The following is a 25,580-nucleotide window of genomic DNA, read 5'->3' as shown; positions in this document are numbered from 1 at the left end:
CTATTATGGAACAGCATGTTATTAATTTAATTCTAGAAAAACTACCTTATAAGAAAGAGCAGATTACTTCTGTATTGAAGTTACTGGAAGAGAAAAATACTGTACCGTTTATTGCGAGATATCGTAAAGAAGTAACAGGTGGACTAGATGAAGTGGAAATAAAAGACATTGAAACAGAATACCGCTATATGGAAAACTTGCAGAAGCGAAAAGAAGATGTTGTGCGTTCGATTGAAGAGCAAGGGATGCTTACAGATGAATTAAAGAAAGAGATAATGGAACAGACGAAACTGCAGCGTGTGGAAGATCTATACCGCCCGTTTAAACAGAAGAAAAAGACACGTGCCACAGAAGCGAAGCGTAAAGGATTAGAACCTTTAGCGAAATTAATGCTTAATTATGAAGAGGTTGATAAAAAAGCTAAAGATTTTATTACAGAAGAAGTCACTACTGTTGAAGAAGCGATGAATGGTGCGATTGATATTATTGCAGAGATGATTTCTGATGAACCGAAATACCGTGCATTTATTTTAGGTTATGTTGAAAAAAACGGTGAAATTACAACTTCAAAGAAGAAAAAGGCAGAGGATGAAAAAGGCGTATTCGAAATGTATTACGAATATAGTGAACGTATCAATAAAATTGTGCCGCATAGAATACTTGCCATAAATCGCGGTGAAAAAGAGGATGTACTTAAAGTAGATATCTCGGTTGATGAAACGGCGATTGTTCGCTACTTAAGAAAACAGATGATGGAGCGAGAAAGTATATACATAGCCCGTGCAATTGAAGAAAGTTTAAAGCGATTAATCCTACCTTCTATTTATCGAGAAGTTCGAAATGAGTTAACGGAGAAAGCTGAATCACAAGCGATTGAAATCTTTTCGGTAAATTTAGAGAATTTATTATTGCAGGCACCATTAAAAGGTAAGATGATTCTTGGGTTAGATCCAGCATATCGTACGGGGTGTAAGTTGGCGGTCATTAATCCATTCGGTACATTTGTTGAGAAGAGCGTAGTATATCCGCACCCTCCGGTTAGTGAGAAAGACAAAGCGAAGAAAATCGTATTGAATTTAATAAAAAAGCATAATGTTGAGCTGATTGCAATCGGTAACGGCACGGCAAGCAGAGAGTCAGAGCAATTTATCGCTGAGATTATAAAAGAAAATAATTTAGAGACGAAGTATATCATTGTAAACGAAGCAGGTGCATCTGTATATTCGGCAAGTGATCTGGCACGAGCTGAATTTCCGGACTTCCAGGTAGAAGAGCGAAGTGCTGTATCCATTGGTCGTCGTGTACAAGATCCGTTGTCAGAACTTGTAAAGATTGATCCGAAGTCAATTGGGGTGGGTCAATATCAGCATGATGTCAATCAGAAATCGTTAAATGAAGCACTGACATTCGTAGTAGAAACTGCGGTAAATAAAGTCGGAGTTAATGTGAATACAGCATCGGCACCATTATTACAGTATGTATCAGGTTTATCTAAAAGCGTAGCAGAAAACATCATCAACTATAGAATCGAGAATGGACCAATAAAACATCATAAAGAAATTGCGAAGATTAAAAGACTCGGCAAGAAGACGTTTGAACAAAGTATCGGCTTTATGCGTATACCTGATGGAGAAGAGCCGCTTGATAACACAGGTATTCACCCTGAGAGTTATAAAGCGACTTACGCATTGTTAAAGAAATTATCTTTGACTGCAGATGATCTAGGAAGCGATAAATTAAAAGGAAGTATTATTAAAATAGATGTACACAGTACAGCGGATGAGCTTGGTATCGGTGCGCCGACGCTGGAAGATATCATTACTGCGTTGATGGCGCCAGGAAGAGATCCACGTGAAGACTTTGAGACACCACTACTTAAATCTGATGTGCTTTCTATAGAAGATTTAAGAAAAGGAATGAAATTATCAGGTACAGTCCGTAACGTTGTTGACTTTGGAGCGTTCGTTGACATCGGTGTGAAGCAGGACGGCCTTGTACATATTTCTAAGCTCTCTGACCGTTTCGTAAAGCATCCGACAGATGTAGTATCTGTTGGTGATATTGTTGAAGTATGGATAGAAGATATTATGCATGATAAAGGTAAGGTTGCACTTACAATGATAAATCCTGATGGAAAATAAAGCGCTGCAATCACTTGTACAGGGTATTTCTCTTGAATACTTTAATAAACCATTTCTGCATCAAGCAGTATTTAATAACAGACTACGTACGACAGGCGGGCGCTATATGCTTCAAAATCATAATATAGAAATTAGTATGAAGCAGTTTGAAGCGTATGGTGAGGAAGCAATCATTGACATTATTAAACATGAACTTGTACATTATCATCTTCATATAGAAGGAAAGGGTTACAAGCATCGTGATAGAGACTTTAAACAGCTAGCGCAACAAGTGGGAGCACCTCGTTTTTGTAATCCTTTGCCGGATGCACATTTTAAATACCTTTATAGGTGTAAAAGATGCAATAATGAATTCCCCAGAAAGAGGCGGAGGTCGATTCATAAATATCGCTGCAAGTGTGGTGGGCAGTTGAAAGAAATATTAAATTGAAAGATTATAAAGCAAGAAAGGTCTAATTTTGAGTAGATATTACTCGAAATTAGACCTTTTTCTATCTTGGGAGAGGTAAAATTTACACTTTGGCATTTTATTATAAAATAGTGTTGACTTTATTAATAAAACGTTATAAGATTAATATCGTTGTTGAAACAAGGCCCCTTGGTCAAGCGGTTAAGACACCGCCCTTTCACGGCGGTAACACGGGTTCGAATCCCGTAGGGGTCACTTTTAATAATTAACACTCTTAATAACAAATTAATAAAGTTAAAAAAACTTTTAAAAAGTTGTTGACTTATTAATGAATACGAGATATAATAAATCTTGTCGTTAAAAGAGATAAGCAAGTGAAACATGCCAACGCGCGATCGTGGCGGAACGGCAGACGCGCTAGGTTGAGGGCCTAGTAGGAGTATTCCTGTGGAGGTTCAAATCCTCTCGGTCGCACTTACTTTTAACCAATTATATATGCGGGTGTAGTTTAGTGGTAAAACCTCAGCCTTCCAAGCTGATGTTGTCGGTTCGATTCCGATCACCCGCTCCATTTACTTTTACGAATGAGAAATGAACATTGAAAACTGAATGACAATATGTCAACGTTAATTCCAATAATTTGAGTGATTAAGTTCACTCCCAAGAGTGATTGCCTCAAGCAATCAAAGAGCTTTGTCAAGCAATCTATTATGGAGAGTTTGATCCTGGCTCAGGATGAACGCTGGCGGCGTGCCTAATACATGCAAGTCGAGCGAACAGACGAGAGTGCTTGCACTCTCTGACGTTAGCGGCGGACGGGTGAGTAACACGTGGGTAACCTACCTATAAGACTGGGATAACTTCGGGAAACCGGAGCTAATACCGGATAATATCTAGCTTCGCATGAAGCGATAGTGAAAGACGGTTCTGCTGTCACTTATAGATGGACCCGCGGTGTATTAGCTAGTTGGTGAGGTAACGGCTCACCAAGGCAACGATACATAGCCGACCTGAGAGGGTGATCGGCCACACTGGGACTGAGACACGGCCCAGACTCCTACGGGAGGCAGCAGTAGGGAATCTTCCGCAATGGACGAAAGTCTGACGGAGCAACGCCGCGTGAGTGAAGAAGGTTTTCGGATCGTAAAACTCTGTTGTAAGGGAAGAATAAGTACGTTAGTAACTGAACGTACCTTGACGGTACCTTACCAGAAAGCCACGGCTAACTACGTGCCAGCAGCCGCGGTAATACGTAGGTGGCAAGCGTTATCCGGAATTATTGGGCGTAAAGCGCGCGTAGGCGGTCTCTTAAGTCTGATGTGAAAGCCCCCGGCTCAACCGGGGAGGGTCATTGGAAACTGGGAGACTTGAGTGCAGAAGAGGAGAGTGGAATTCCATGTGTAGCGGTGAAATGCGCAGAGATATGGAGGAACACCAGTGGCGAAGGCGGCTCTCTGGTCTGTAACTGACGCTGAGGTGCGAAAGCGTGGGGATCAAACAGGATTAGATACCCTGGTAGTCCACGCCGTAAACGATGAGTGCTAAGTGTTGGGGGGTTTCCGCCCCTCAGTGCTGCAGCTAACGCATTAAGCACTCCGCCTGGGGAGTACGGTCGCAAGACTGAAACTCAAAGGAATTGACGGGGACCCGCACAAGCGGTGGAGCATGTGGTTTAATTCGAAGCAACGCGAAGAACCTTACCAAATCTTGACATCCTTTGACAACTCTAGAGATAGAGCTTTCCCCTTCGGGGGACAAAGTGACAGGTGGTGCATGGTTGTCGTCAGCTCGTGTCGTGAGATGTTGGGTTAAGTCCCGCAACGAGCGCAACCCTTATCTTTAGTTGCCATCATTAAGTTGGGCACTCTAGAGAGACTGCCGGTGACAAACCGGAGGAAGGTGGGGATGACGTCAAATCATCATGCCCCTTATGATTTGGGCTACACACGTGCTACAATGGATGGTACAAAGGGCAGCAAAACCGCGAGGTCAAGCAAATCCCATAAAACCATTCTCAGTTCGGATTGTAGTCTGCAACTCGACTACATGAAGTCTGGAATCGCTAGTAATCGTAGATCAGCATGCTACGGTGAATACGTTCCCGGGTCTTGTACACACCGCCCGTCACACCACGAGAGTTTGTAACACCCGAAGCCGGTGGAGTAACCTTTTAGGAGCTAGCCGTCGAAGGTGGGACAGATGATTGGGGTGAAGTCGTAACAAGGTAGCCGTATCGGAAGGTGCGGCTGGATCACCTCCTTTCTAAGGATAATTACGGAAACAGACCATCAGGTCTGTAGGAATTGACATTGACATATTGTATTCAGTTTTGAATGTTTATACATTCAGATTGTACTTTGAAAACTAGATAAAGTAAGAAGATATAAAGATTTTACCAAGCAAAACCGAGTGAGTTCATATTTGAATTCTTGAAAAAATCGCGCGTCTGCATTTATGCAGACATCACAATATTAATAACAGATTAAGTTATTAAGGGCGCACGGTGGATGCCTTGGCACTAGAAGCCGAAGAAGGACGTTACTAACGACGATATGCTCTGGGGAGCTGTAAGTAAGCTTTGATCCAGAGATTTCCGAATGGGGAAACCCAGCATGAGTTATGTCATGTTATCCATATGTGAATACATAGCATATGAGAAGGCACACCCGGAGAACTGAAACATCTAAGTACCCGGAGGAAGAGAAAGAAAATTCGATTCCCTTAGTAGCGGCGAGCGAAACGGGAAGAGCCCAAACCAGAGTGCTTGCACTCTGGGGTTGTAGGACACTCAATACGGAGTTACAAAGGAATAGTTTAGACGAATGACTTTGGAAAAGTCAGCCATAGAAGGTAAAGGCCCTGTAGTCGAAAAGTTATTCTCTCCTGAGTGGATCCTGAGTACGGCGGAACACGTGGAATTCCGTCGGAATCCGGGAGGACCATCTCCCAAGGCTAAATACTCTCTAGTGACCGATAGTGAACCAGTACCGTGAGGGAAAGGTGAAAAGCACCCCGGAAGGGGAGTGAAATAGAACCTGAAACCGTGTGCTTACAAGTAGTCAGAGCCCGTTAATGGGTGATGGCGTGCCTTTTGTAGAATGAACCGGCGAGTTACGATTTGATGCAAGGTTAAGCAGTATATGTGGAGCCGTAGCGAAAGCGAGTCTGAATAGGGCGAATGAGTATCAGGTCGTAGACCCGAAACCAGGTGATCTACCCATGTCCAGGTTGAAGTTCAGGTAACACTGAATGGAGGACCGAACCGACTTACGTTGAAAAGTGAGCGGATGAGGTGTGGGTAGCGGAGAAATTCCAATCGAACCTGGAGATAGTCTGGTTCTCTCCGAAATAGCTTTAGGGCTAGCCTCGCATGATGATTACTGGAGGTAGAGCACTGTTTGGACTAGGGGCCCCCTCGGGTTACCGAATTCAGACAAACTCCGAATGCCAGATAATTTAATGCGGGAGTCAGACTGCGGGTGATAAGGTCCGTAGTCGAGAGGGAAACAGCCCAGACCACCAGCTAAGGTCCCAAAATATATGTTAAGTGGAAAAGGATGTGGCGTTGCCCAGACAACTAGGATGTTGGCTTAGAAGCAGCCATCATTTAAAGAGTGCGTAATAGCTCACTAGTCGAGTGACGCTGCGCCGAAAATGTACCGGGGCTAAACATATTACCGAAGCTGTGGATTGTCCGTAGGACAATGGTAGGAGAGCGTTCTAAGGGCGTCGAAGCATGATCGTAAGGACATGTGGAGCGCTTAGAAGTGAGAATGCCGGTGTGAGTAGCGAAAGACGGGTGAGAATCCCGTCCACCGATTGACTAAGGTTTCCAGAGGAAGGCTCGTCCGCTCTGGGTTAGTCGGGACCTAAGCCGAGGCCGAATGGCGTAGGCGATGGACAACAGGTAGATATTCCTGTACCACCTAAGATTGTTTGAACGATGGGGGGACGCAGTAGGATAGGCGAAGCGTACTGTTGGTTATGTACGTCCAAGCACTGAGATTGAGTATCGGGCAAATCCGGTACTCACCAAGATCAAGGTGTGATGGGGAGCGAAATTATAGTAGCGAAGTCGTTGATTTCACACTGCCAAGAAAAGCCTCTAGTTAGAAATTAGGTGCCCGTACCGCAAACCGACACAGGTAGTCAAGATGAGAATTCTAAGGTGAGCGAGCGAACTCTCGTTAAGGAACTCGGCAAAATGACCCCGTAACTTCGGGAGAAGGGGTGCTTTTTAGGGTGCAAGCCTTGAAGAGCCGCAGTGAATAGGCCCAAGCGACTGTTTATCAAAAACACAGGTCTCTGCAAAACCGTAAGGTGAAGTATAGGGGCTGACGCCTGCCCGGTGCTGGAAGGTTAAAAGGAGTGGTTAGCGTATGCGAAGCTACGAATTGAAGCCCCAGTAAACGGCGGCCGTAACTATAACGGTCCTAAGGTAGCGAAATTCCTTGTCGGGTAAGTTCCGACCCGCACGAAAGGCGTAACGATTTGGGCACTGTCTCAACGAGAGACTCGGTGAAATCATAGTACCTGTGAAGATGCAGGTTACCCGCGACAGGACGGAAAGACCCCGTGGAGCTTTACTGCAGCCTGATATTGAAATTCGGCACAGCTTGTACAGGATAGGTAGGAGCCTTTGAAGCGTGAGCGTCAGCTTACGTGGAGGCGCTGGTGGGATACTACCCTGGCTGTGTTGACTTTCTAACCCGCGCCACTTATCGTGGCGGGAGACAGTGTCAGGCGGGCAGTTTGACTGGGGCGGTCGCCTCCTAAAGAGTAACGGAGGCGCTCAAAGGTTCCCTCAGAATGGTTGGAAATCATTCGCAGAGTGTAAAGGCACAAGGGAGCTTGACTGCGAGACCTACAAGTCGAGCAGGGTCGAAAGACGGACTTAGTGATCCGGTGGTTCCGCATGGAAGGGCCATCGCTCAACGGATAAAAGCTACCCCGGGGATAACAGGCTTATCTCCCCCAAGAGTTCACATCGACGGGGAGGTTTGGCACCTCGATGTCGGCTCATCGCATCCCGGGGCTGTAGTCGGTCCCAAGGGTTGGGCTGTTCGCCCATTAAAGCGGTACGCGAGTCGGGTTCAGAACGTCGTGAGACAGTTCGGTCCCTATCCGTCGTGGGCGTAGGAAATTTGAGAGGAGCTGTCCTTAGTACGAGAGGACCGGGATGGACATACCTCTGGTGTACCAGTTGTCGCGCCAGCGGCATAGCTGGGTAGCTATGTATGGACGGGATAAGTGCTGAAAGCATCTAAGCATGAAGCCCCCCTCAAGATGAGATTTCCCAACTTCGGTTATAAGATCCCTCAAAGATGATGAGGTTAATAGGTTCGAGGTGGAAGTACAGTAATGTATGGAGCTGACGAATACTAATCGATCGAAGACTTAATCAATTTTATAGATTTTTTATTCGGGATTGCCGGGTAGAATCTAATATATCTTACTTACTTTATCTAGTTTTGAAAGTATAAACTATTTATTCTTTCATTTGTCTGGTGACGATGGCAGAGAGGTCACACCTGTTCCCATACCGAACACAGAAGTTAAGCTCTCTAGCGCCGATGGTAGTTGGTCTTACGATCCGCGAGAGTAGGACGTTGCCGGGCAATATATAAATGGATGCGATGAGCCGCACATTGGGGACCTGTTAGGTCTCTTTTTTTTTATGTCTTAATTTAAGTAAATTAAATGTGTTACAATAATAGATATTTAAAATAAATTGAAGTGAGTGTGTTACATGAAAATAACGATAAATTCAATTGAAGATACAGAGCGTCTCGCACAAACAATTGCGACGCTTGTTACGCGTGGGGACGTGTTGTTGCTCCATGGTGATCTAGGGGCTGGTAAGACGACTTTCAGCCAATTTTTTGGGAAAGCACTTGGTATAGAACAGAAGATTACTTCTCCTACATTTAATATTATAAAATCGTACGAAGGTAAGCTTCCGTTTCACCATATGGACTGCTATCGTCTTGAAGGTGCGGAAGATGATCTTGGATTTGATGAATATTTCTACGGAGATGGTGTCACAATTGTTGAATGGCCTGAGATGATTGAAGAATTCCTTCCAGAAGATTATATTGAGCTTAATCTTAAGTATATTGAAGATTCAAAACGTGAAATAGAGATTCAGGCGATGGGTTCTAGAGGAAATCGCTTAAAGGAGCAGATTATTGATGAAGTTACTGCATATTGATACGAGTAATCAGCCTTTATCCGTGAGTATTATTGATGGTGATAGTGTACTTGCTGAATTTAACAGTGGTATGCGTATTAATCATTCTATTACATTAATGAGTCAGATCGAGCGTTTATTGAAGTATACACAGTTAACGATGAAAGATATTGAAGGCATCGTCGTTGCTTCAGGACCAGGATCTTATACTGGTCTCCGTATCGGTGTGACAGCTGCTAAGACGTTGGCGTATACTTTGAATGTCCCTTTATATTCAGTATCTAGCTTAGCTGCGTTAGCGGCAACTGTAAGGATGCATGAATTCCTGTTAATTCCTATATTTGATGCGCGTAGAAATCATGTGTATACAGGAATGTATCGTTATAAAGGTGTTAGATTAGAACGTGTTGAAGAGGATTGTTATATTTCTATAGATGAATTAAATGCTAAATTAAAGGCCCAGCACTTACCTTATATATTCTTAGGGATGGATGCTGTGAAACTCGAAGATACGTTAAAGGGTCCTGTATTTTATTGTATTCCTAGAAGTGCTGAAATGCGTCGTTTAATTGATATAGATCATCCAGTGAACGTTCACACATTTGAACCGACATATTTAAGGATATCGGAGGCAGAACGTAATTGGCTGAACAAACAGGATTAGTTATTAGAAAGATGGAACCGGGAGATGTCCCGTCAGTATATGATATTGAGCAAAAGGCCTTTCCGAGTGGATCGTGGACATTGGATGCTTTCTATCATGAACTGGAGAAAAATGAATTTGCGCACTACTTTGTACTTGTTCTGGATGGAGTAGTGATTGGCTATCTAGGCATGTGGATTGTGGTAGATCAGGCGCAAATTACGACTGTTGCAGTGAATGAACAGTTTAGAGGATTTGGTTATGGAAAGCTATTACTAGAGTATGTAATGAACTATGCACGAATAACATGTGAAATGATGAGTTTAGAAGTAAGAGTAGAGAATAATGCAGCACGAGGACTGTATGAAAGTCTTGGCTTTACCTATGGAGGCATTAGACGCGACTATTATGGTCCTGGTGAGGATGCGAAAGTGATGTGGGTGAAATTACGATGAATAGTGAGAAAGATATAACGATTTTGGCAATAGAAACAAGCTGTGATGAGACTGCAGCAAGTGTTGTACGTAATGGCTATGAAGTATTAAGTAACGTCGTCAATTCTCAAATTGAATCACATAAGCGATTTGGTGGTGTCGTACCTGAAGTAGCGAGTAGACATCACGTTGAGAATATTACGATGGTTATTGAAGAAGCACTTGTTGAAGCGCATATGACTTGGGATGACATTGAGGCTGTAGCTGTGACTGAAGGACCAGGGTTAATTGGTGCATTGCTTGTCGGTATAAATGCGGCGAAGGCATTGGCACTCGCACACAGTAAACCTCTGATACCAGTACATCATATTGCAGGACACGTCTATGCGAATCATATTGAAGAACGATTGACATTCCCGATGCTTGCACTTGTCATTTCCGGAGGACATACAGAACTTGTGCTCATGAAGGATCATATGGCTTTTGAAGTGATTGGCGAAACTCGAGATGATGCAGTTGGCGAAGCATATGATAAAGTAGCAAGAACGATAGACTTACCTTATCCAGGCGGGCCTCATGTCGATAGACTTGCTGCAAGTGGAGAAGATGTACTAGAATTTCCACGTCCGATTATGGATGATTATGATTTTAGCTTCAGTGGACTTAAAAGTGCAGTCATTAATAAACTGCACAATTTAAATCAAAAAGGGATCAGCTACAACAAAGAAGATGTTGCTGCAAGTTTTCAAGCAAGTGTTATTGATGTATTAACTACACAGACGTTTAAAGCGCTAAAAGATTATGATATTAAACAGTTACTTATATGTGGAGGTGTGGCGGCAAACCGTGGCATCCGTGCACGTATGGAAACGATGTGTGATAGCAATGATGTTAAACTATTAATACCACCGTTAAATCTATGCACAGATAACGCGGCAATGATTGGAGCAGCAGCTTATTATCAATATATTGCAGGCAAGCTTGGAACGATGGACTTAAATGGACGTTCAAATATCGATCTATAGTTACAAAGTTGATAGTAAAGTAGCTGTCACAATAAAAAGGAAGTCATCGTAATGGATGACTTCCTTTTTATTGTAAAATCATAGCATAGAAATCTAATAATTTAGAAAGAATAATGCTTCCCATACATGCACGCTATGCCTGATTTATTATAAATTAACCGATAGAATATATATTGATTAAAAAACACGAACATACGTACTTGTACACAAGTTGTTAACAAAATGTGCATAACTATATGTCAATAGTACTTTTTACACATTAAAAGCGATATGTTTTTGCTGCAAATCTGTGGATAAGTCTAATAACTTTGTGGATTACTTATAATATAACATTTTTATTGTGTATAACTGTGTGAATATCTGTTTTCAGAAAATAGCGTGTATTAATGAAAAATTATCCTTCTAATGCCATTTCGATGTCTGACCATTTTTCAAGTAATTTTTCATTTTCACTATTGAGTTTAATAAGTTCTTCATTGAATGTGTTTGCTTTTTCGATATCACTGAATACTTCTGGCTTTGTAAGTTCGAGTTCAATTTCATTGATACGCTCTTCGTTTGTTTCGATTTGCGTTTCCAGCTTTTCTTTTTGTCGCTCTAGCTTTCTGATCTCTTTTTGGTTCGCTTTGAATGCGTTATAGTCGTTCTCTTTATTTACGGATTTCGTTTGTTCTTCTGCTTGATGTGCAAGTATGGCCATACGTTCTTCTTCTTTTTCAATGAAGTAAGAATAGTCGCCTAGGAACATACGCCCGCCCTCTTTATCCATATGGAATACTTTCGTTGCGAGTTTGTTGATAAAATAACGGTCGTGACTGACAAAGAGCAATGTTCCTGGGTAATGGATGAGTGCATCTTCCAGTACTTCTTTCGCATCGATGTCTAAATGGTTCGTCGGCTCATCGAGTATGAGCACGTTATGATTTTCAAGGCTAAGCTTTGCGAGCTGGAGTCGAGCTTTTTCGCCACCGGATAAGTCATTGATGATTTTCTTGACATCATCTTGTACGAATAAGAAACGTCCAAGCACAGTTCTGATTTCTTTCTCAGGCATTGCAGGATAGTACTGCCATAATTCTTCCAACACGGTATTGTTCGATGAGAATTCAGCTTGTTTCTGATCGTAATAACCAATCGACAAGTTTGCACCGTAATGAACCTCTCCGGAAAGAGGCTTTAATAATTTAGCAATTGTTTTGATGAGCGTTGTCTTGCCGATGCCATTCGGGCCGATAAATGCGATTGCGTCTTGTTTAGAGACATCAAAGTTGATATTGGTTGCAAGAGGCGTTGAATAGCCGATTGCAAGATCAGTACAACGCAGTACGTCATTTCCTGTTTCTTTATCTATAGTAAAGCGCAGGTTCATTGAGTGGTCGTCTTGTTTTGGCATATCGATCTTTGTCATCTTCTCTAATACTTTGCGGCGGGACTTTGCCATGCCACTCGTCGATGCACGTGTAATATTCTTCTGTACGAATGTTTCTAGTCGTTTGATTTCAGCCTGCTGACGCTCATATTCGGCCTGCATCTTATCATAGAATTGATCACGCAGTTCAATAAATTTTGAATAGTTACCGGCATATTTCGTTACTTGTCCGAGCGCGACATCATATACTGTATTCGCAACCTTGTCTAAGAAATAACGGTCATGTGAAATAATGACGATGGCACCGTTGTACGTCGTTAAGTAATTTTCCAGCCATGCAGTTGTATCCATATCAAGATGGTTCGTCGGTTCATCAAGTAATAGTAAGTCGGGATTATGAAGTAGCATCTCAGCAAGTGCGAGACGTGTCTTCTGTCCGCCAGAGAAGTTATCTATTTTCTTATGGAAGTCTTCTTCTGTGAAGCTTAATCCTGTTAAGACAGATTTGATCTTCGTTTCATATAAATAACCATCTTGTGATTCGAACTTTTGCTGCAGTCTTTCGTATTCTGCTAATTTCTCTTGATATGCATCACTCTGTGCATCTTCACTCTGTTCACTTAAGTAAGTGGCGATGTTATTTAACTCCTGCTGCATGCGCTCTAAATGTAAGAAGGGTTTCTTCATAGCCTCATAGACTGTACCTTCAGCATTTAAAGTCATCTGCTGTGTTAAGTAACCAACATTTACATGTTTAGCAATAGACAGATGACCTGAATCGTAGTCTTCAGTTCCAGCAAGAATCTTCATTAATGTCGTCTTTCCGGCACCATTTCTGCCGACAATGGCTATACGGTCATTGGATTTAACTTCAAATTTTACATTTGAGAATATATTTTCACCTGAATAGGATTTTGTTAAATTACTAGCTTGTAATAGTATCACTTTGTTCACCTCTCTTTTATTGTACAGTAGTGTGATATCAGTGGGAATCATTTATCGTTAATTCATAATTTCACATAGTCATTTATTAGTATAGATGTTATAATTATATCGATGTGAAAGTTATCACAAAAAATAGAAACGGGTGAATAGGATGTCGAAGGACCAAATCAAGATTCCTAAAGCCACTTTGAAACGACTTCCTTTATATTATCGTTTTGTTAATACGTTATATAATTCAAATGTTGAACGAGTGAGCAGTAAGGAATTAAGTGAAGGATTACAGATTGATTCTGCAACAATACGCAGAGATTTTTCTTATTTTGGAGAACTTGGCAAGAAAGGATACGGATATAACGTTAAATTCCTGCTAAATTTCTTTAAGACGACGTTACAGCAAGATATGATTACGAAGGTCGCGATTATCGGTGTCGGTAATTTAGGAACAGCACTAGTGAACTACAACTTCTCGATTAATGATAGAATGAAGATAACAGCAGCATTCGATGTGAATGATGAAGCGATCGGTCGTAAGATTGGCAAGATTGAAGTTCAGGATATGAAAGAGTTTGAGAAGGTTGTAGAAGCTACAGGGATTCAAGTCGTTATCTTAACGGTTCCAGGTAGTGTTGCTCAAGACGTCGCAAATAGAGTGACAAAAGCACAAATAAAAGGTATATTAAACTTTACACCAGAACGTTTAAATGTACCGAGCGGAGTACATGTACATCACATTGATCTCGGCGTAGAATTACAATCATTAATTTTCTTTATGAAAAATCATTAGGGGGATAAATATATGTTTTTAGGTTTAGCATTATCAGGACCAGTTGTTATATTTCTAGGAATTATCGCTTTAATTATCTTTGGCCCTAAGAAATTACCAGAGTTTGGTCGTGCCATGGGAACATCTCTTAAAGAATTCAAAGATGCAACAGATGGCATCATGAAGGATCACGAAGATAAAGATAACAAAGATATCAAATAAATTGAAATTTTAAAGCGGCGATGTAGTGCCGCTTTTTGTATGAGGAGGTCAATTCCTTACATGAATAAAGATGATTTAACAGTAGTTGAGCATTTAGAAGAACTGCGTAAACGAATTATGACAGTCTGTTACTTCTTAGTAGCAGGAGTTATCGTCGGATTCTACTTCGGAAAGCCGGTCACAAAGTACTTGACGAAGGATGATGTGCCAAAAGAAATTACTTTACATTACTTTAAAGTAAGTGATCCGCTGACAATTTATATTACAGTGATTATGTTAATTGCACTCATCTTAATCTCGCCTGTTATTCTGTATCAAATATGGGCGTTTATCTCACCCGGACTGCATCCCAAAGAAAGAAGCGCTACGTTAGCATATATTCCGATCAGTATTATATTATTTCTTGCTGGGCTATTGTTCAGTTATTATTTAGTATTTCCTTACCTCATCTTCTTTACGTTAGGGCTCGCAAGCGAGATTGGTGTCAACCAGATGATTGGTGTAAGAGAGTACTTTAACGAAATGCTGCGCTTTACGCTGCCTTTCGGGTTTGTCTTTCAGTTACCGATTCTTTTACTGTTCTTAACACGACTTGGTATCGTCACACCGATGTTCTTAAGTAAGAACCGTAAGTATGCTTATTTTATTTTATTTGTCTTTGCCGCATTAATTGCACCTGCTGACTTTATGACGTATTTAATGTTCGCTGTGCCGATGTTACTGCTGTATGAAGTGAGTATCCAAATAAGCAAGATCGGCTATAGACAATATTTAAAAGGTGAACAGAAACTGATTGAAGAAGAACTTGAGAAGTAGTGACAAAGCTACTTCTTTTTTTATATTTTCTGATAGAATATAAGTAATATATTTCAAGGAGAATTATGATGAAGGAATCCCAGATAGTGCCATTAACAGAGCAGGAATTAGAGGAACTTGAAGCGCAAGTCGGCAGCAAGTTAGATGTGTATCCATCACAATTGAATTATAATATTGCTGACCATGGATTCGATTATCAGCCCGTCACCTTTATGCTGGATGAACAAGACCGTTGCCTATTAATCGGCAGAATTGGTGATGTACTTGCTACACCAAGGATTGTGTCAATCGAGGACGGACAGCTAAGACAACGGCCACTGCTTTCTTCTAGTAGGCAAGGCAAACTTGAAACAGCAGAAGGTTACGCCACAAGGAAGAATGTTCGCCTGCATCCTTATGAAGGCAATAATTATGAACTTGTCGCTGAGATTATAGAGAATAATGCCTTAGAATATATACTTGAATTACGTGTTTCAAGAAAAGAGCGCACGGTATTGATCTATGACACAGAGAAAAGAATATTTACTGTGGATCGTTCGGATAGTGGTTTGATTGATGAACCCTATACAAAGTTTATTACGTTGCACGAACCATTGACAAAGTTACACTGCATTGTTCATAAACAGACGATAGAGATATTTATCAATGATGGAGAAGCAGTAATGTCCACGCGTATTAATACATCAGAATCAGCAGATGGCATTAGAACATCGGCGGTTCATGGGGATGTTTATTTGAAGCTATGGAAGTATGATTTAAAGGATGCATAAAAACATCCACAAATTTTAGAAAATTTTTGTTTTAATTGTTTTCAGCAAATAGTATATTTATACTGAAGTGAAGCTAGCGAATTGAAATTAAATAGGGCATAACATTAATTGAATAAGATGTAAGGAGCTGAAATTATGTATTCAGTATTAGGTCAAATTACAAAGATGTACGATAGCTTTACACCAGTTGAAAAAAGGATTGCCGACGTTGTCATTGAGTACCCTGAAAAGGTGGTCAACTTACCAATCAAAGAAATTGCACATCTTTCAAATACAAGTGAAGCAGCCATTGTACGCTTCAGTAAGCGTCTTGGATTATCTGGGATTAAAGTGGTTAAGGTGGAGCTCGCACGTGAACTTCACACAATTGCAGATAAAAAGGTACCGACGAAGATTGAATTAACAGACGATGAAGAAGTAATGAAAGAGAAAGTCTTCAACAATACAATTCAAGCACTTTATAATACAGAGAAGGTCATTTCTGCTAAAGTGATTGATGAAGCGGCCCAGGCAATTACAAGTGCAAAACGCGTTATGATCTTTGGCGTCGGGAACTCAAGAGTTGTTGCGACAGATTTGCATGTAAAGCTGATGAATATTGATCAGTCTGCAATTCTGGCAACAGATCTTTTATCTGCGATTACATTATTAGGACACTATGAAGCAGGAGATGTATTATTCATTACATCTGAAACAAGTAAGAATAAGGTTATTACAGATATTTGTAAATATGCAAAAGAGAAAGGGATTAAGATTATATTATTAACACAAAAGTTCTCATCTCCTGCTATTCGTATGGCGGATATTGTACTTGCGATGGCGAAAGAAGAAAATGAAATCAATTTAGGATATATGACAGTACGTACAGCACAACTTACAATTGTGGACGTACTTTATTTAAGAGTTTGTGCGTATTTAAAGGATACAGTATTATCTAATATGCAGAATTTAAATGAAACACGTAAAATTACGCACGAACAAGAGAACTTATAATATAAAAAGCTGCATGTATGTACCGAATTATCGGTGCTATACCTGCAGCTTTTTATAGATGCTTTTATTTTTTATGATGAAACGGTCCTCATTCTTCTCATAGTGCCTAAAAAGCTTGCTATATTTTTCTTAAATAATCCCATAGTTTACACTTCTAATTTTTTGTCATTATTCTAATTCCAATGCCGCTAGGGTCATATATAATATTTGAATTCTCGTCTTTTGACTGAGTTAATCCTTTTTCTGATAATGTTTCTAAAAAGTGCTGGAGGTCTTCTTTGTTGGGGATATTCAGATCAAATTTCCTTAATCCTGGATAGTCAAGACGCGCGCGCTCGGTCTGATGTTGCCATGTATTTAATCCGAGATGATGATGATACCCGGCTGTTGCCATAAATGCCGCCTGACTACCATAGCGAGTCATTACATCTAATCCAAACAATTCATTATAGAATGCAATGGACTGATTTAAATCAATGACTGATAGATGCATATGTCCGATGATTGTGTCCTTCGGCATACCATCGAATGGACGGTTATGATTCGCTTCAATAACAGCTGCATAATCCATCTCAGATGTACCCATGACGATATCACCATTTGGGTCAAACTGCCATTCATTGCTTGGCACATCTCTGTAAATCTCTATCCCATTACCTTCCGGGTCCTGCAAATAGATGGCTTCTGAAACATCATGATTGCTCGCACCTGCTAACGGATATTCAGTCTTAATGAGGTGGTAGAAAATATTGCCGAGCGCAGCACGAGAAGGAACTAATAGTGCAAAGTGAAACAGCCCTGCAGTTTGAACACGCGTATGATTCGTCTGATATAAGTAGATCAGAACGCTATCATTAACCCCAAGTGCTGAAAATGAAGGGGTATGCTCGATAATATCCATACCTAATATTTCATGATAAAACTTTACGCTGTTATCCATAAAGTTAACGTTAAGATGTACAGCACCAATATGTGTGTCTTTCGAAAAGAATTGTTTCTCCATTATTATCCCTCTTTACAATGTATTATATATATTTTATATTTGATATATTAATTATACTAAAATTTGTTAGAATTGCAAAACATTCATTTCTGGCATTAGATTTTGATATGTTTCATTTATATATGAAATGTTAAATGTGTGTAACAATGCATCCTCATCATAGAAAAAGTGTACATTCTCCATTATAATTAATCTAAGTGGAAATTGGAGGAATTAAAAATGCACAAATTTAAGGTGAAAGCTGTTGCGGCATTGGTATGTACGTTCGGTTTAACGTCGTACCATGCAGCGCTGACTGAAGCAGCAGATAACTCAGTGACAGTAGAACAGCCATCAAGTGAGCAAGTAGAATCTATAAATACCGAATCTTCATTGAAATCGACTGAAGACAAAAGTTCAGAAAGCCCGGTAATTGAAATCTTGTCTACTGAAATTATCAAGGATGATGAGACAACAGAAATGCCAACAACAGAGGCACCAACAACAGAAGCACCAACAACAGAAACAATGACCACAGTATTACCATCCAAAGAACAGACATTAACGACAGAATTACCTTCAGTTGAAGTCGATCAACCGACTGAACGCCCAACAGCAGAATATCCCGTTACAGAACATCCAACAACAGAACATCCAACAACAGAGGATCCAGCAATCCAAGAACCGATAGAATCACCTATAGGTGAAGAGTTTACAGATTCAGTAATAACGCCTCCACAAGATAGTGATAATCAATCGGTGAGAGAGAAGTCACCTTTAAATGAACCGTCAGCAGGCACAGTTGATATTCCTGAGTTGCCTGATACTCCGGTAAGTCCAGTAGAACCTAGTGATAGTGAGCCGGAACATCCTTCTCTTGAAGAAGATGATGATTTGCTTGGCATTAAGCCGGGAAAGTTTAAACCAACAGATGGCGAAGCGTATTATGCAGTGCTTGATAAACAAGTGTGTGACCTCGTGACACGTGAAATTGGTAAATCTAAAAAAAACCATCAAGACAAGGATTCAAAGACGACTTCAAAGCAAAAACAAAAAGAAAAAAAACATTCTGAGCTGCCCGATACAGGTGAAAATGTCTTCATGTATGTATTAGCATCTGTGAGTTTGTTGTTATCAGGATTAATCTTATTAAGAAGATTATAACGTATCACAATGAAATAATATCCCCATCGATACAATATATCGATGGGGATATCTTTATAGTGAACTAAAAATTGCTCGTATCGATTTCATCAAGATAATCTTCAAGGAAAGTCATCGTATCTTCTAATGCACCATCTTGGAATGGAGAGCGTAAGTTTGCCGCTTCAACAATTTTATTGAATGGTAATGACCCACCAATATCACAGATGTGCAGATAATCTTTCCATGCCTCTTCAAAATCCTCTGTTGAACGTTTGAAGAACTGGAAGGCACAAACTTGTGCAAGTGTGTAGTCAATATAATAGAACGGCGAACCAAAGATATGACCTTGACGATGCCAGAATGCACCGCTTTCTAAAGACGCGATTCCGTCATGATCTTTATGCGGCAGATACTTCTGTTCAAGCTTCGTCCATTCAGCACGACGTTCTTGCGGCGTTAATTCAGGATGCTCATAGACGATATGCTGAAATTCATCAACGGCCACACCATAGGGTAAGAACTTGATGGCATCCCCGATATGTTTATATTTGAACTTATCTGGGTTGTTAAAGAAGAGATCCATCCATTTATATGTGAAGAACTCCATACTCATTGAATGAATTTCACATGATTCGTGCGTCGGCCATAAATAGTCCGGAATTAAGTCCTGTGAACGGTACACTTGAAATGCATGCCCAGCTTCATGTGTAAGTACGGTAATATCATGATCTGTTCCATTAAAGTTAGAGAAGATAAACGGCGATTTATAGTCTTGGATAAACGTACAGTAACCTCCAGCCTCTTTCCCTTTCTTCGCTTCTGCATCAAACAGTTCGCGGTCCATCATGAACTGGTAGAATTCATCTGTTTCTGCACTGAGCTCTTTATACATTTTACGACCGTTCTCTAAGATTGTTTTCCCATCATCTTTTGGTTTCTCGTTCCCTGATAAGAACACAATGTTCTCATCGTATGGCTTTAAGCTATCCCATCCATTACGCTTCATTTGAGACTGATACAAACTTTGTGCAACTGGGACAACATGCTTATGAATCTGATCACGATATCTCTTTACCATGTCAGGTGTGTAATCCACTCGGTTCATACGCACATAACCAAGTTCGATAAAGTTCTTAAAGCCCAGTTTCGTTGCGATTTCATGACGTACTTTAACGAGTCGATCATAGATTGCATCGTACTGCTCTAACTGCGCAGCACGATATTCTTCCATTGCAAGTTTCGCTTCCTTACGTACGGATCTGTCTGCAGAATCGAGAAATTGTCCCATCTGAGCGAACGTGTATGTTTCACCTTTAAATTCAATTTCTGCTGAAGCAACGAGCTTACTATATTCAGATGAGATTTTATTTTCTTTGTTCAAGAGATCCTTGATTGAATCATCGTACTGTTTCACGAACAGCTCAGCAAGATCAAACAGCTGGTCACCATAGGTTTCACGCAATTCATCTTTAAATTTACTATTTGCAAGTGCATTATAGAACTTGGATTCAATCTGAATGACTTCTCCACCATGTGCATCCAGATAATCTCGCTCTTCAGAATAAAATGCATCATTTGTATTAATTGAAGCACGCACGTAAGCAAGATTCATTGCAGTATCAAGATGCTTTCTTACTACGTTAATCTCATCAATCAGCTTTATTTGTGCTTCAGCAGATGATGCTGCTTCAAACTGTTCAAGTAACTGATCGATAGATTGGTCAACTGCATGCAAGTCAGGTCGCTCATATTTATAGTTTTGGAATGTTGTCATATAGCTGCTCCTCATTGTCTGATTTTTCTTACTATTCTAATAATACTTCAATAATCGAAATAATGAAATACAAAAATTCTTAAAAATCTGTTATTTAATAGTATAATTAAATTAATACGCTGAGGAGGGGTCATATGACGAAAATAGATAAACAGTTACAGCTTACGACAGCAGAGCTCGTAAGAAAGACACATGAAGCAGGCATTCCGGTTATGATTGTATTTGAGGGGATACCAGCTTCAGGAAAGTCACGACTATCTAACGAACTCTTGCTGACGCTTGATGCAAAATATACAAACTTCTATGCGACGAAACGTCCGGATGAAGAGTTATTACGCTATCCATTCCTGTACCCATATTGGAACAACATTCCGAAAAAAGGCGGGGTAACGCTGTTCTTTAGGAGTTGGTATGCCCAGAAACTTGATTTTGAAGAGCATGGCTATAAGAAAGATATCATTAAAGACTATGATTTATTAACGCAGGAAATTAAAGGGTTTGAATCGATGTTGTCAGATGATGGCTATGTGATTATTAAATTTTATCTATCAGTAAATGAACAAAAGCGTCAGGAGCATATAGAGCAGACGAAGAAGAATCCATTGACACGCTGGAAAGCTCAGGAATATGAAACGAGTATTCCGACCAAAGTCTACCAGGACGGTATGATTGATTTGATGAAAGCGACAGAAGAGATTGCACCATGGACACATATCGACTATACAGAACGTGGTAAAGCAGTCAATGAAATGTACGAAGTCATCATTAAGCGACTTGAAAAAGCGCTGAAAGCTAAAGAGAAATCTAAGCAAGATGAACGAGACGGCGCCTTTACAGAAGACTTCTCAACAGACATGTTCGAGGATACGTCGGATGATATGTCTAAAGCAGAATATAAAGAACTATTACCGAAATTACAGGCGCGTATCCGTGAACTTCAATATGCACTGTATGAACGTAAAATTCCTCTGATGCTCGTATATGAAGGCATGGACGCTGCAGGTAAGGGCGGTAATATTAAACGTGTCCGTGAAAGTCTGGATCCAACAGGATACGAAGTGAATGCCATCAGTGCACCAACTGAAACAGAACTGAGCTATCACTATTTATGGCGCTTTGCGACAGATGTGCCGAGAAGCGGGCATATCGAAATCTTCGACCGCAGCTGGTATGGACGTGTACTCGTTGAACGTGTGGAAGGCTTCGCAACGAATAAAGAATGGCAGCGCGCATACGATGAGATTAATAAATTTGAGAAAGCATTGACGATAGAAGGTGCCATTGTGATTAAGTTCTTCCTTGTTCTGGATAAAGATGAACAGTTGAAACGCTTTGAAGAACGACAAGTTACCCCTGAGAAGCAATGGAAGATAACAGATGAAGACTGGCGTAACCGTGAGAAGTGGGACCTATATCTTGAAGCAAGTAAAGATATGATTGATAATACGACAACCGAACATGCACCGTGGGTAATTATCCCGGCAAACAACAAACGAGCCGCACGAATTAAAGCACTGAAAACCATCATCTCCGTATGTGAAGAACGACTGTGGAATGTGAAGAAGCTTTGGTAGTAAAAGGACGTGACACGCGCGTCCTGACCCAAAGCATAATGTGAACAACGCAAAGAAAAAGTTCTTTGTTTTCTGTGTTGTTTGCATTATGCCGAAAGGGTCAGCGAGTGGAACGCCGTAAAAAGGACGTGACACGCGTTTAGCCACGAACAAAATCCTAAAAAATAAGCTTGAGACATTTGTCTCAAGCTTATTTTAGTTAAATAAATGCCATATAAAGTTTGTCTGCTCTAATTGTTTCTGTGCTTCAATCACTTTATCAGCGAATACAACTTGCATTAAGACGACGAATCCATTCATCAGCATATGTGCTGCGATTGGCACGATGATACGATTCGATAATACATATAAACCACTGAATACGACTGACATGCCCATGTAAATGAGTGTATGATTGAAATCACTGTGTGCTGCTGAGAAGATAAAGCCGCTGATGAGTACGCTGATTGTAAAAGCAACGGCGCGGTTTCCTTTAATTAGTTCATAAAACTCCCCGAATATAACTTTTCTGAATACGAATTCTTCCAATATCGGTCCGACAATTGCAATCAGTATAATGAATATAGGAGCTTGTTTCGCGATACCCATAATCTGCGTCGTATTCTGACTTTCCATAGGTTGATTTAATATATATGTATTGACCATGCCGAGCATCATCTGCGTAAATAATGAAATGAATAATCCTCCGATGATTAACCCGATTGTTGATAACGTATCAGTCTTAACTGAACGTTCAAGGTGTGTCTTATTTTTGATTTTCGTATTGATATAGATAACAAGAATACTTGCTACGACAAATGACCCGACGTAATATGGGATGGATTTTAAGAACGCTGCATCGTTATCAAGCCCTTGCTTAAGAAAGATACTGGTCGGTATTAATACGAATAATTGTGATCCGATATAAAGTAATACAGTAAGGATGTTAATCCATTTTCTATTATGCTTCACTTTAAAACTCCTCTAATAAATAATATCCTTATTCATTGTACCGTAACTATCCATTAATTAGAAAGCAATAAGAGAGCAATCAAATATTATTAATAAAAATAAAGTAAAATGTTTGCAATTTTGACCTTCTTTGATTATTATGAAATTATATTAGCACTACATATAAGAGAGTGCTAAAAAATCATTAATGTGATTATAAGGAGGAAAAAATCGTGTTAAAACCATATGGAAATCGTGTTGTAATTCAAAAGAATGAAAGAGAGACAACGACAGCAAGTGGAATCGTCTTAACAGATTCTGCGAAAGAGAAGACAAATGAAGGGACTGTAGTTGCAGTAGGTACAGGACGCATCCTGAATAATGGTGAACGCGTTGAGATTGGTGTTAGCGTTGGTGACCGTGTCGTGTATGAGCCATTCGGCGGTACTGAAGTTAAGACTGGTGATGAATCTTATATCGTATTAAAAGAAGAAGATATTATTGCAATAGTAGAATAGCAGATAGAAGTATAGAAGATATAATTCACAAATTTATTAATAAATGGAGGAATTAACTAATGGTTAAAGAGATTAAGTTTTCTGAAGATGCAAGACGAGCAATGCTTGCAGGTGTAGATAAATTAGCAGACGCAGTTAAAGTAACACTTGGACCTAAAGGACGTAACGTTGTATTAGATAAGAAGTTTGTTGCACCTTTAATTACAAATGATGGTGTAACAATTGCGAAAGAAATTGAATTAGAAGATCCTTATGAGAACATGGGTGCAAAACTTGTTGCTGAAGTAGCGAACAAGACAAATGAAATTGCTGGTGACGGTACGACAACTGCAACGGTACTCGCACAAGCCATGATTCAAGAAGGTCTGAAGAACGTAACGAGTGGCGCTAACCCAGTTGGTATTCGTCAAGGTATCGATAAAGCAGTAGCAGTAGCACTAGAAGAACTTGCAGCAATCTCTAAAGCAGTATCAAGCAAAGAAGAAATCGCGCAAGTAGGTAGCATCTCAGCAGCTGACGAAGAAATCGGTCAGTTCATCTCTGAAGCAATGGAGAAAGTCGGTAACGACGGTGTCATCACAATCGAAGAATCTAAAGGATTCAAGACTGAACTTGAAGTCGTTGAAGGTATGCAGTTCGATCGTGGCTATGCTTCACCTTACATGGTAACAGATTCAGATAAGATGATTGCAGACTTAGAGAATCCTTACATCTTAATTACAGATAAGAAGATCTCTTCATTCCAGGACATCTTACCGATCTTAGAACAAGTCGTTCAAACATCACGTCCAATCTTAATCGTAGCTGAAGACGTTGATGGCGACGCACTGACAAACATCGTATTGAACCGTCTACGCGGAACATTCACTGCAGTAGCAGTTAAAGCACCAGGATTTGGTGACCGTCGTAAAGCGATGTTAGAAGACTTAGCGATTCTTACAGGTGGACAAGTGATTACTGACGACCTTGGATTAGAATTAAAAGACACAACAGTAGAAATGTTAGGTAACGCTAGTAAAGTTCATGTAACGAAAGATAACACAACAATCGTTGAAGGACGCGGCGATGCTTCAAACATCGATGCACGTGTTGGACAATTAAAAGCTCAAATCGAAGAAACAACTTCTGAATTTGATAAAGAGAAATTACAAGAACGTTTAGCGAAGCTAGCAGGTGGTGTTGCAGTGATTAAAGTCGGTGCTGCAACTGAAACAGAACTTAAAGAACGCAAATTACGTATCGAAGATGCATTAAACTCTACACGCGCAGCAGTAGAAGAAGGTATCGTTGCAGGTGGAGGAACAGCATTAGTATCTATCTACAACAAGGTTGCAGCAGTTGAAGCAACGGGCGACGTTGCGACAGGTGTGAAGATCGTACTGAAAGCACTTGAAGCACCAATCCGTCAAATCGCTGAGAATGCAGGACTTGAAGGCTCAGTGATTGTTGAGAAGATTAAACACGCTGAAACAGGTGTCGGCTATAACGCTGCAACGGATGAGTGGGTAAACATGATCGACGCAGGTATCGTTGACCCAACAAAAGTAACGCGCTCAGCATTACAAAACGCAGCAAGTGTTGCGGCAATGTTCTTAACAACTGAGGCAGTAGTAGCAGAAATGCCAGAAGATAATCCAGCACCAGACATGGGAATGGGCGGCATGCCAGGAATGATGTAATTTAAACTATACCGATCATCAGAAATGATGGTCGGTTTTTTTGTTTATGGATAGTGGTTCAAGTTGGCTCGTAAAAAATAAACATGAGCCAAGATGCCCCTAAGACCAGAGTAGAGCTGCTCAAGTTGGCTCATAAAATAAAAACATGAGCCAAGGTGTCCCTGAGACCAGAGTAGAGCTGCTCAAGTTGGCCCATAAAATAAAAACATGAGCCAAGATGCACCGTCTTGTTCTTGTTCTAGCTACAATTTGGCTCA

General features: G+C 40.4%; 19 protein-coding genes, 3 tRNA genes and 3 rRNA genes. 21 read left to right on the top strand and 4 right to left on the bottom strand.

All coding sequences use genetic code 11. The features are described 5' to 3' along the window. Window positions 1–5 precede the first annotated feature (5 nt). The 12 genes from QA539_RS09305 (at window position 6) to tsaD (ending at window position 10,842) form a co-directional block, all read left to right on the top strand. A complete protein-coding gene (locus QA539_RS09305) occupies window positions 6–2,141 on the top strand; it encodes a Tex family protein (protein ID WP_419895129.1) in 2,136 nt (711 codons plus the stop codon). Next, window positions 2,131–2,571 (top strand): SprT family protein, encoded by a 441-nt coding sequence (locus QA539_RS09300; RefSeq protein ID WP_283722619.1) that lies wholly within the window; start codon window positions 2,131–2,133, stop codon window positions 2,569–2,571. The genes QA539_RS09305 and QA539_RS09300 overlap by 11 nt, the downstream gene beginning before the upstream one ends. Before the next feature lie 162 nt (window positions 2,572–2,733). Continuing rightward, window positions 2,734–2,805 (top strand) — tRNA-Glu (locus tag QA539_RS09295). Window positions 2,806–2,941: 136 nt separating this feature from the next. Next, window positions 2,942–3,024 (top strand) — tRNA-Leu (locus QA539_RS09290). A 23-nt stretch (window positions 3,025–3,047) separates the two neighbouring features. Next, window positions 3,048–3,121, top strand: a tRNA-Gly gene (locus QA539_RS09285). A 136-nt stretch (window positions 3,122–3,257) separates the two neighbouring features. Continuing rightward, window positions 3,258–4,812: ribosomal RNA gene (locus QA539_RS09280) — 16S ribosomal RNA — on the top strand. Window positions 4,813–5,030: 218 nt separating this feature from the next. Further along, window positions 5,031–7,955: ribosomal RNA gene (locus tag QA539_RS09275) — 23S ribosomal RNA — on the top strand. Between the two features lie 98 nt (window positions 7,956–8,053). Next, a 5S ribosomal RNA gene (rrf, locus tag QA539_RS09270) occupies window positions 8,054–8,168 on the top strand. The 16S, 23S and 5S rRNA genes sit together here with 3 tRNA genes alongside, the layout of an rRNA operon. A 131-nt stretch (window positions 8,169–8,299) precedes the next feature. Continuing rightward, complete coding sequence (tsaE, locus tag QA539_RS09265) at window positions 8,300–8,761, top strand: tRNA (adenosine(37)-N6)-threonylcarbamoyltransferase complex ATPase subunit type 1 TsaE (protein ID WP_219493134.1); 462 nt, start codon at window positions 8,300–8,302, stop codon at window positions 8,759–8,761. Next, window positions 8,742–9,404, top strand: coding sequence for a tRNA (adenosine(37)-N6)-threonylcarbamoyltransferase complex dimerization subunit type 1 TsaB (gene tsaB / locus QA539_RS09260; protein ID WP_419895604.1), 663 nt, complete (start codon window positions 8,742–8,744; stop codon window positions 9,402–9,404). Before tsaE ends, tsaB begins: the two co-directional genes overlap by 20 nt. Window positions 9,405–9,415: 11 nt before the next feature. Further along, window positions 9,416–9,838 (top strand): ribosomal protein S18-alanine N-acetyltransferase, encoded by a 423-nt coding sequence (gene rimI / locus QA539_RS09255; RefSeq protein WP_219494858.1) that lies wholly within the window; start codon window positions 9,416–9,418, stop codon window positions 9,836–9,838. After that, window positions 9,835–10,842: a tRNA (adenosine(37)-N6)-threonylcarbamoyltransferase complex transferase subunit TsaD gene (gene tsaD / locus QA539_RS09250; protein ID WP_419895128.1), complete on the top strand. Its 1,008-nt coding sequence runs from the start codon at window positions 9,835–9,837 to the stop codon at window positions 10,840–10,842. Before rimI ends, tsaD begins: the two co-directional genes overlap by 4 nt. 394 nt (window positions 10,843–11,236) lie before the next feature. On the opposite strand, the gene QA539_RS09245 is transcribed toward tsaD, so the two are convergent. Next, entirely contained in the window at window positions 11,237–13,156 is a 1,920-nt protein-coding gene (locus QA539_RS09245; RefSeq protein WP_219493131.1) for an ABC-F family ATP-binding cassette domain-containing protein, read from the bottom strand. A 151-nt stretch (window positions 13,157–13,307) separates the two neighbouring features. On the opposite strand from QA539_RS09245, the gene QA539_RS09240 reads away from it, so the two are divergent. From QA539_RS09240 to QA539_RS09220, 5 genes are all read left to right on the top strand, one after another. Continuing rightward, window positions 13,308–13,940, top strand: a complete 633-nt coding sequence (locus tag QA539_RS09240; protein WP_041636186.1) for a redox-sensing transcriptional repressor Rex — start codon at window positions 13,308–13,310, stop codon at window positions 13,938–13,940. A gap of 12 nt (window positions 13,941–13,952) precedes the next feature. Further along, window positions 13,953–14,141 (top strand): twin-arginine translocase TatA/TatE family subunit, encoded by a 189-nt coding sequence (locus QA539_RS09235; RefSeq protein ID WP_099482721.1) that lies wholly within the window; start codon window positions 13,953–13,955, stop codon window positions 14,139–14,141. A 60-nt stretch (window positions 14,142–14,201) separates the two neighbouring features. Beyond that, a complete protein-coding gene (gene tatC, locus QA539_RS09230) occupies window positions 14,202–14,957 on the top strand; it encodes a twin-arginine translocase subunit TatC (protein ID WP_015912219.1) in 756 nt (251 codons plus the stop codon). Between the two features lie 68 nt (window positions 14,958–15,025). Then, a complete protein-coding gene (locus QA539_RS09225) occupies window positions 15,026–15,727 on the top strand; it encodes a GH32 C-terminal domain-containing protein (RefSeq protein WP_157821018.1) in 702 nt (233 codons plus the stop codon). Window positions 15,728–15,862: 135 nt separating this feature from the next. Further along, a complete protein-coding gene (locus tag QA539_RS09220) occupies window positions 15,863–16,720 on the top strand; it encodes a MurR/RpiR family transcriptional regulator (RefSeq protein WP_101140835.1) in 858 nt (285 codons plus the stop codon). A gap of 154 nt (window positions 16,721–16,874) precedes the next feature. Here the strand turns inward: QA539_RS09220 and QA539_RS09215 are convergent, their stop codons facing one another. Next, window positions 16,875–17,723, bottom strand: a complete 849-nt coding sequence (locus tag QA539_RS09215) for a VOC family protein (protein ID WP_419895127.1) — start codon at window positions 17,721–17,723, stop codon at window positions 16,875–16,877. 219 nt (window positions 17,724–17,942) lie between these two features. Here QA539_RS09215 and QA539_RS09210 point away from each other — a divergent pair, with 219 nt between their 5' ends. Beyond that, on the top strand, window positions 17,943–18,866 hold the full coding sequence (locus QA539_RS09210; RefSeq protein ID WP_419895126.1) for an LPXTG cell wall anchor domain-containing protein: 924 nt from the start codon (window positions 17,943–17,945) through the stop codon (window positions 18,864–18,866). A gap of 64 nt (window positions 18,867–18,930) precedes the next feature. Here QA539_RS09210 and QA539_RS09205 read toward each other — a convergent pair whose 3' ends face one another. After that, on the bottom strand, window positions 18,931–20,622 hold the full coding sequence (locus tag QA539_RS09205) for a M3 family oligoendopeptidase (RefSeq protein ID WP_419895125.1): 1,692 nt from the start codon (window positions 20,620–20,622) through the stop codon (window positions 18,931–18,933). A 134-nt stretch (window positions 20,623–20,756) separates the two neighbouring features. Here QA539_RS09205 and QA539_RS09200 point away from each other — a divergent pair, with 134 nt between their 5' ends. After that, window positions 20,757–22,196 carry a phosphate--AMP phosphotransferase gene (locus QA539_RS09200; RefSeq protein WP_219493124.1) on the top strand — a complete coding sequence of 480 codons (1,440 nt, stop codon included), beginning with the start codon at window positions 20,757–20,759 and terminating at the stop codon, window positions 22,194–22,196. Between the two features lie 195 nt (window positions 22,197–22,391). Here the strand turns inward: QA539_RS09200 and mroQ are convergent, their stop codons facing one another. Further along, a complete protein-coding gene (gene mroQ, locus QA539_RS09195) occupies window positions 22,392–23,147 on the bottom strand; it encodes an intramembrane glutamic endopeptidase MroQ (RefSeq protein ID WP_419895124.1) in 756 nt (251 codons plus the stop codon). Window positions 23,148–23,359: 212 nt separating this feature from the next. Between mroQ and groES the strand changes: the two genes are divergently transcribed. Together groES and groL are read left to right on the top strand one after the other, a co-directional pair. Continuing rightward, window positions 23,360–23,644 (top strand): co-chaperone GroES, encoded by a 285-nt coding sequence (gene groES / locus QA539_RS09190; RefSeq protein WP_283711932.1) that lies wholly within the window; start codon window positions 23,360–23,362, stop codon window positions 23,642–23,644. 59 nt (window positions 23,645–23,703) lie between these two features. Further along, the gene (gene groL, locus QA539_RS09185; protein ID WP_219493121.1) at window positions 23,704–25,323 is read left to right on the top strand and encodes a chaperonin GroEL; all 1,620 of its coding nucleotides are present in this window, start codon (window positions 23,704–23,706) and stop codon (window positions 25,321–25,323) included. Window positions 25,324–25,580: the final 257 nt, after the last annotated feature.

The sequence above is a fragment of the Macrococcus psychrotolerans genome (assembly GCF_038095555.1).
Taxonomy (GTDB): Bacteria; Bacillota; Bacilli; order Staphylococcales; family Staphylococcaceae; genus Macrococcoides; species Macrococcoides psychrotolerans.
This window is presented reverse-complemented; position numbering and strand designations above follow the sequence as displayed.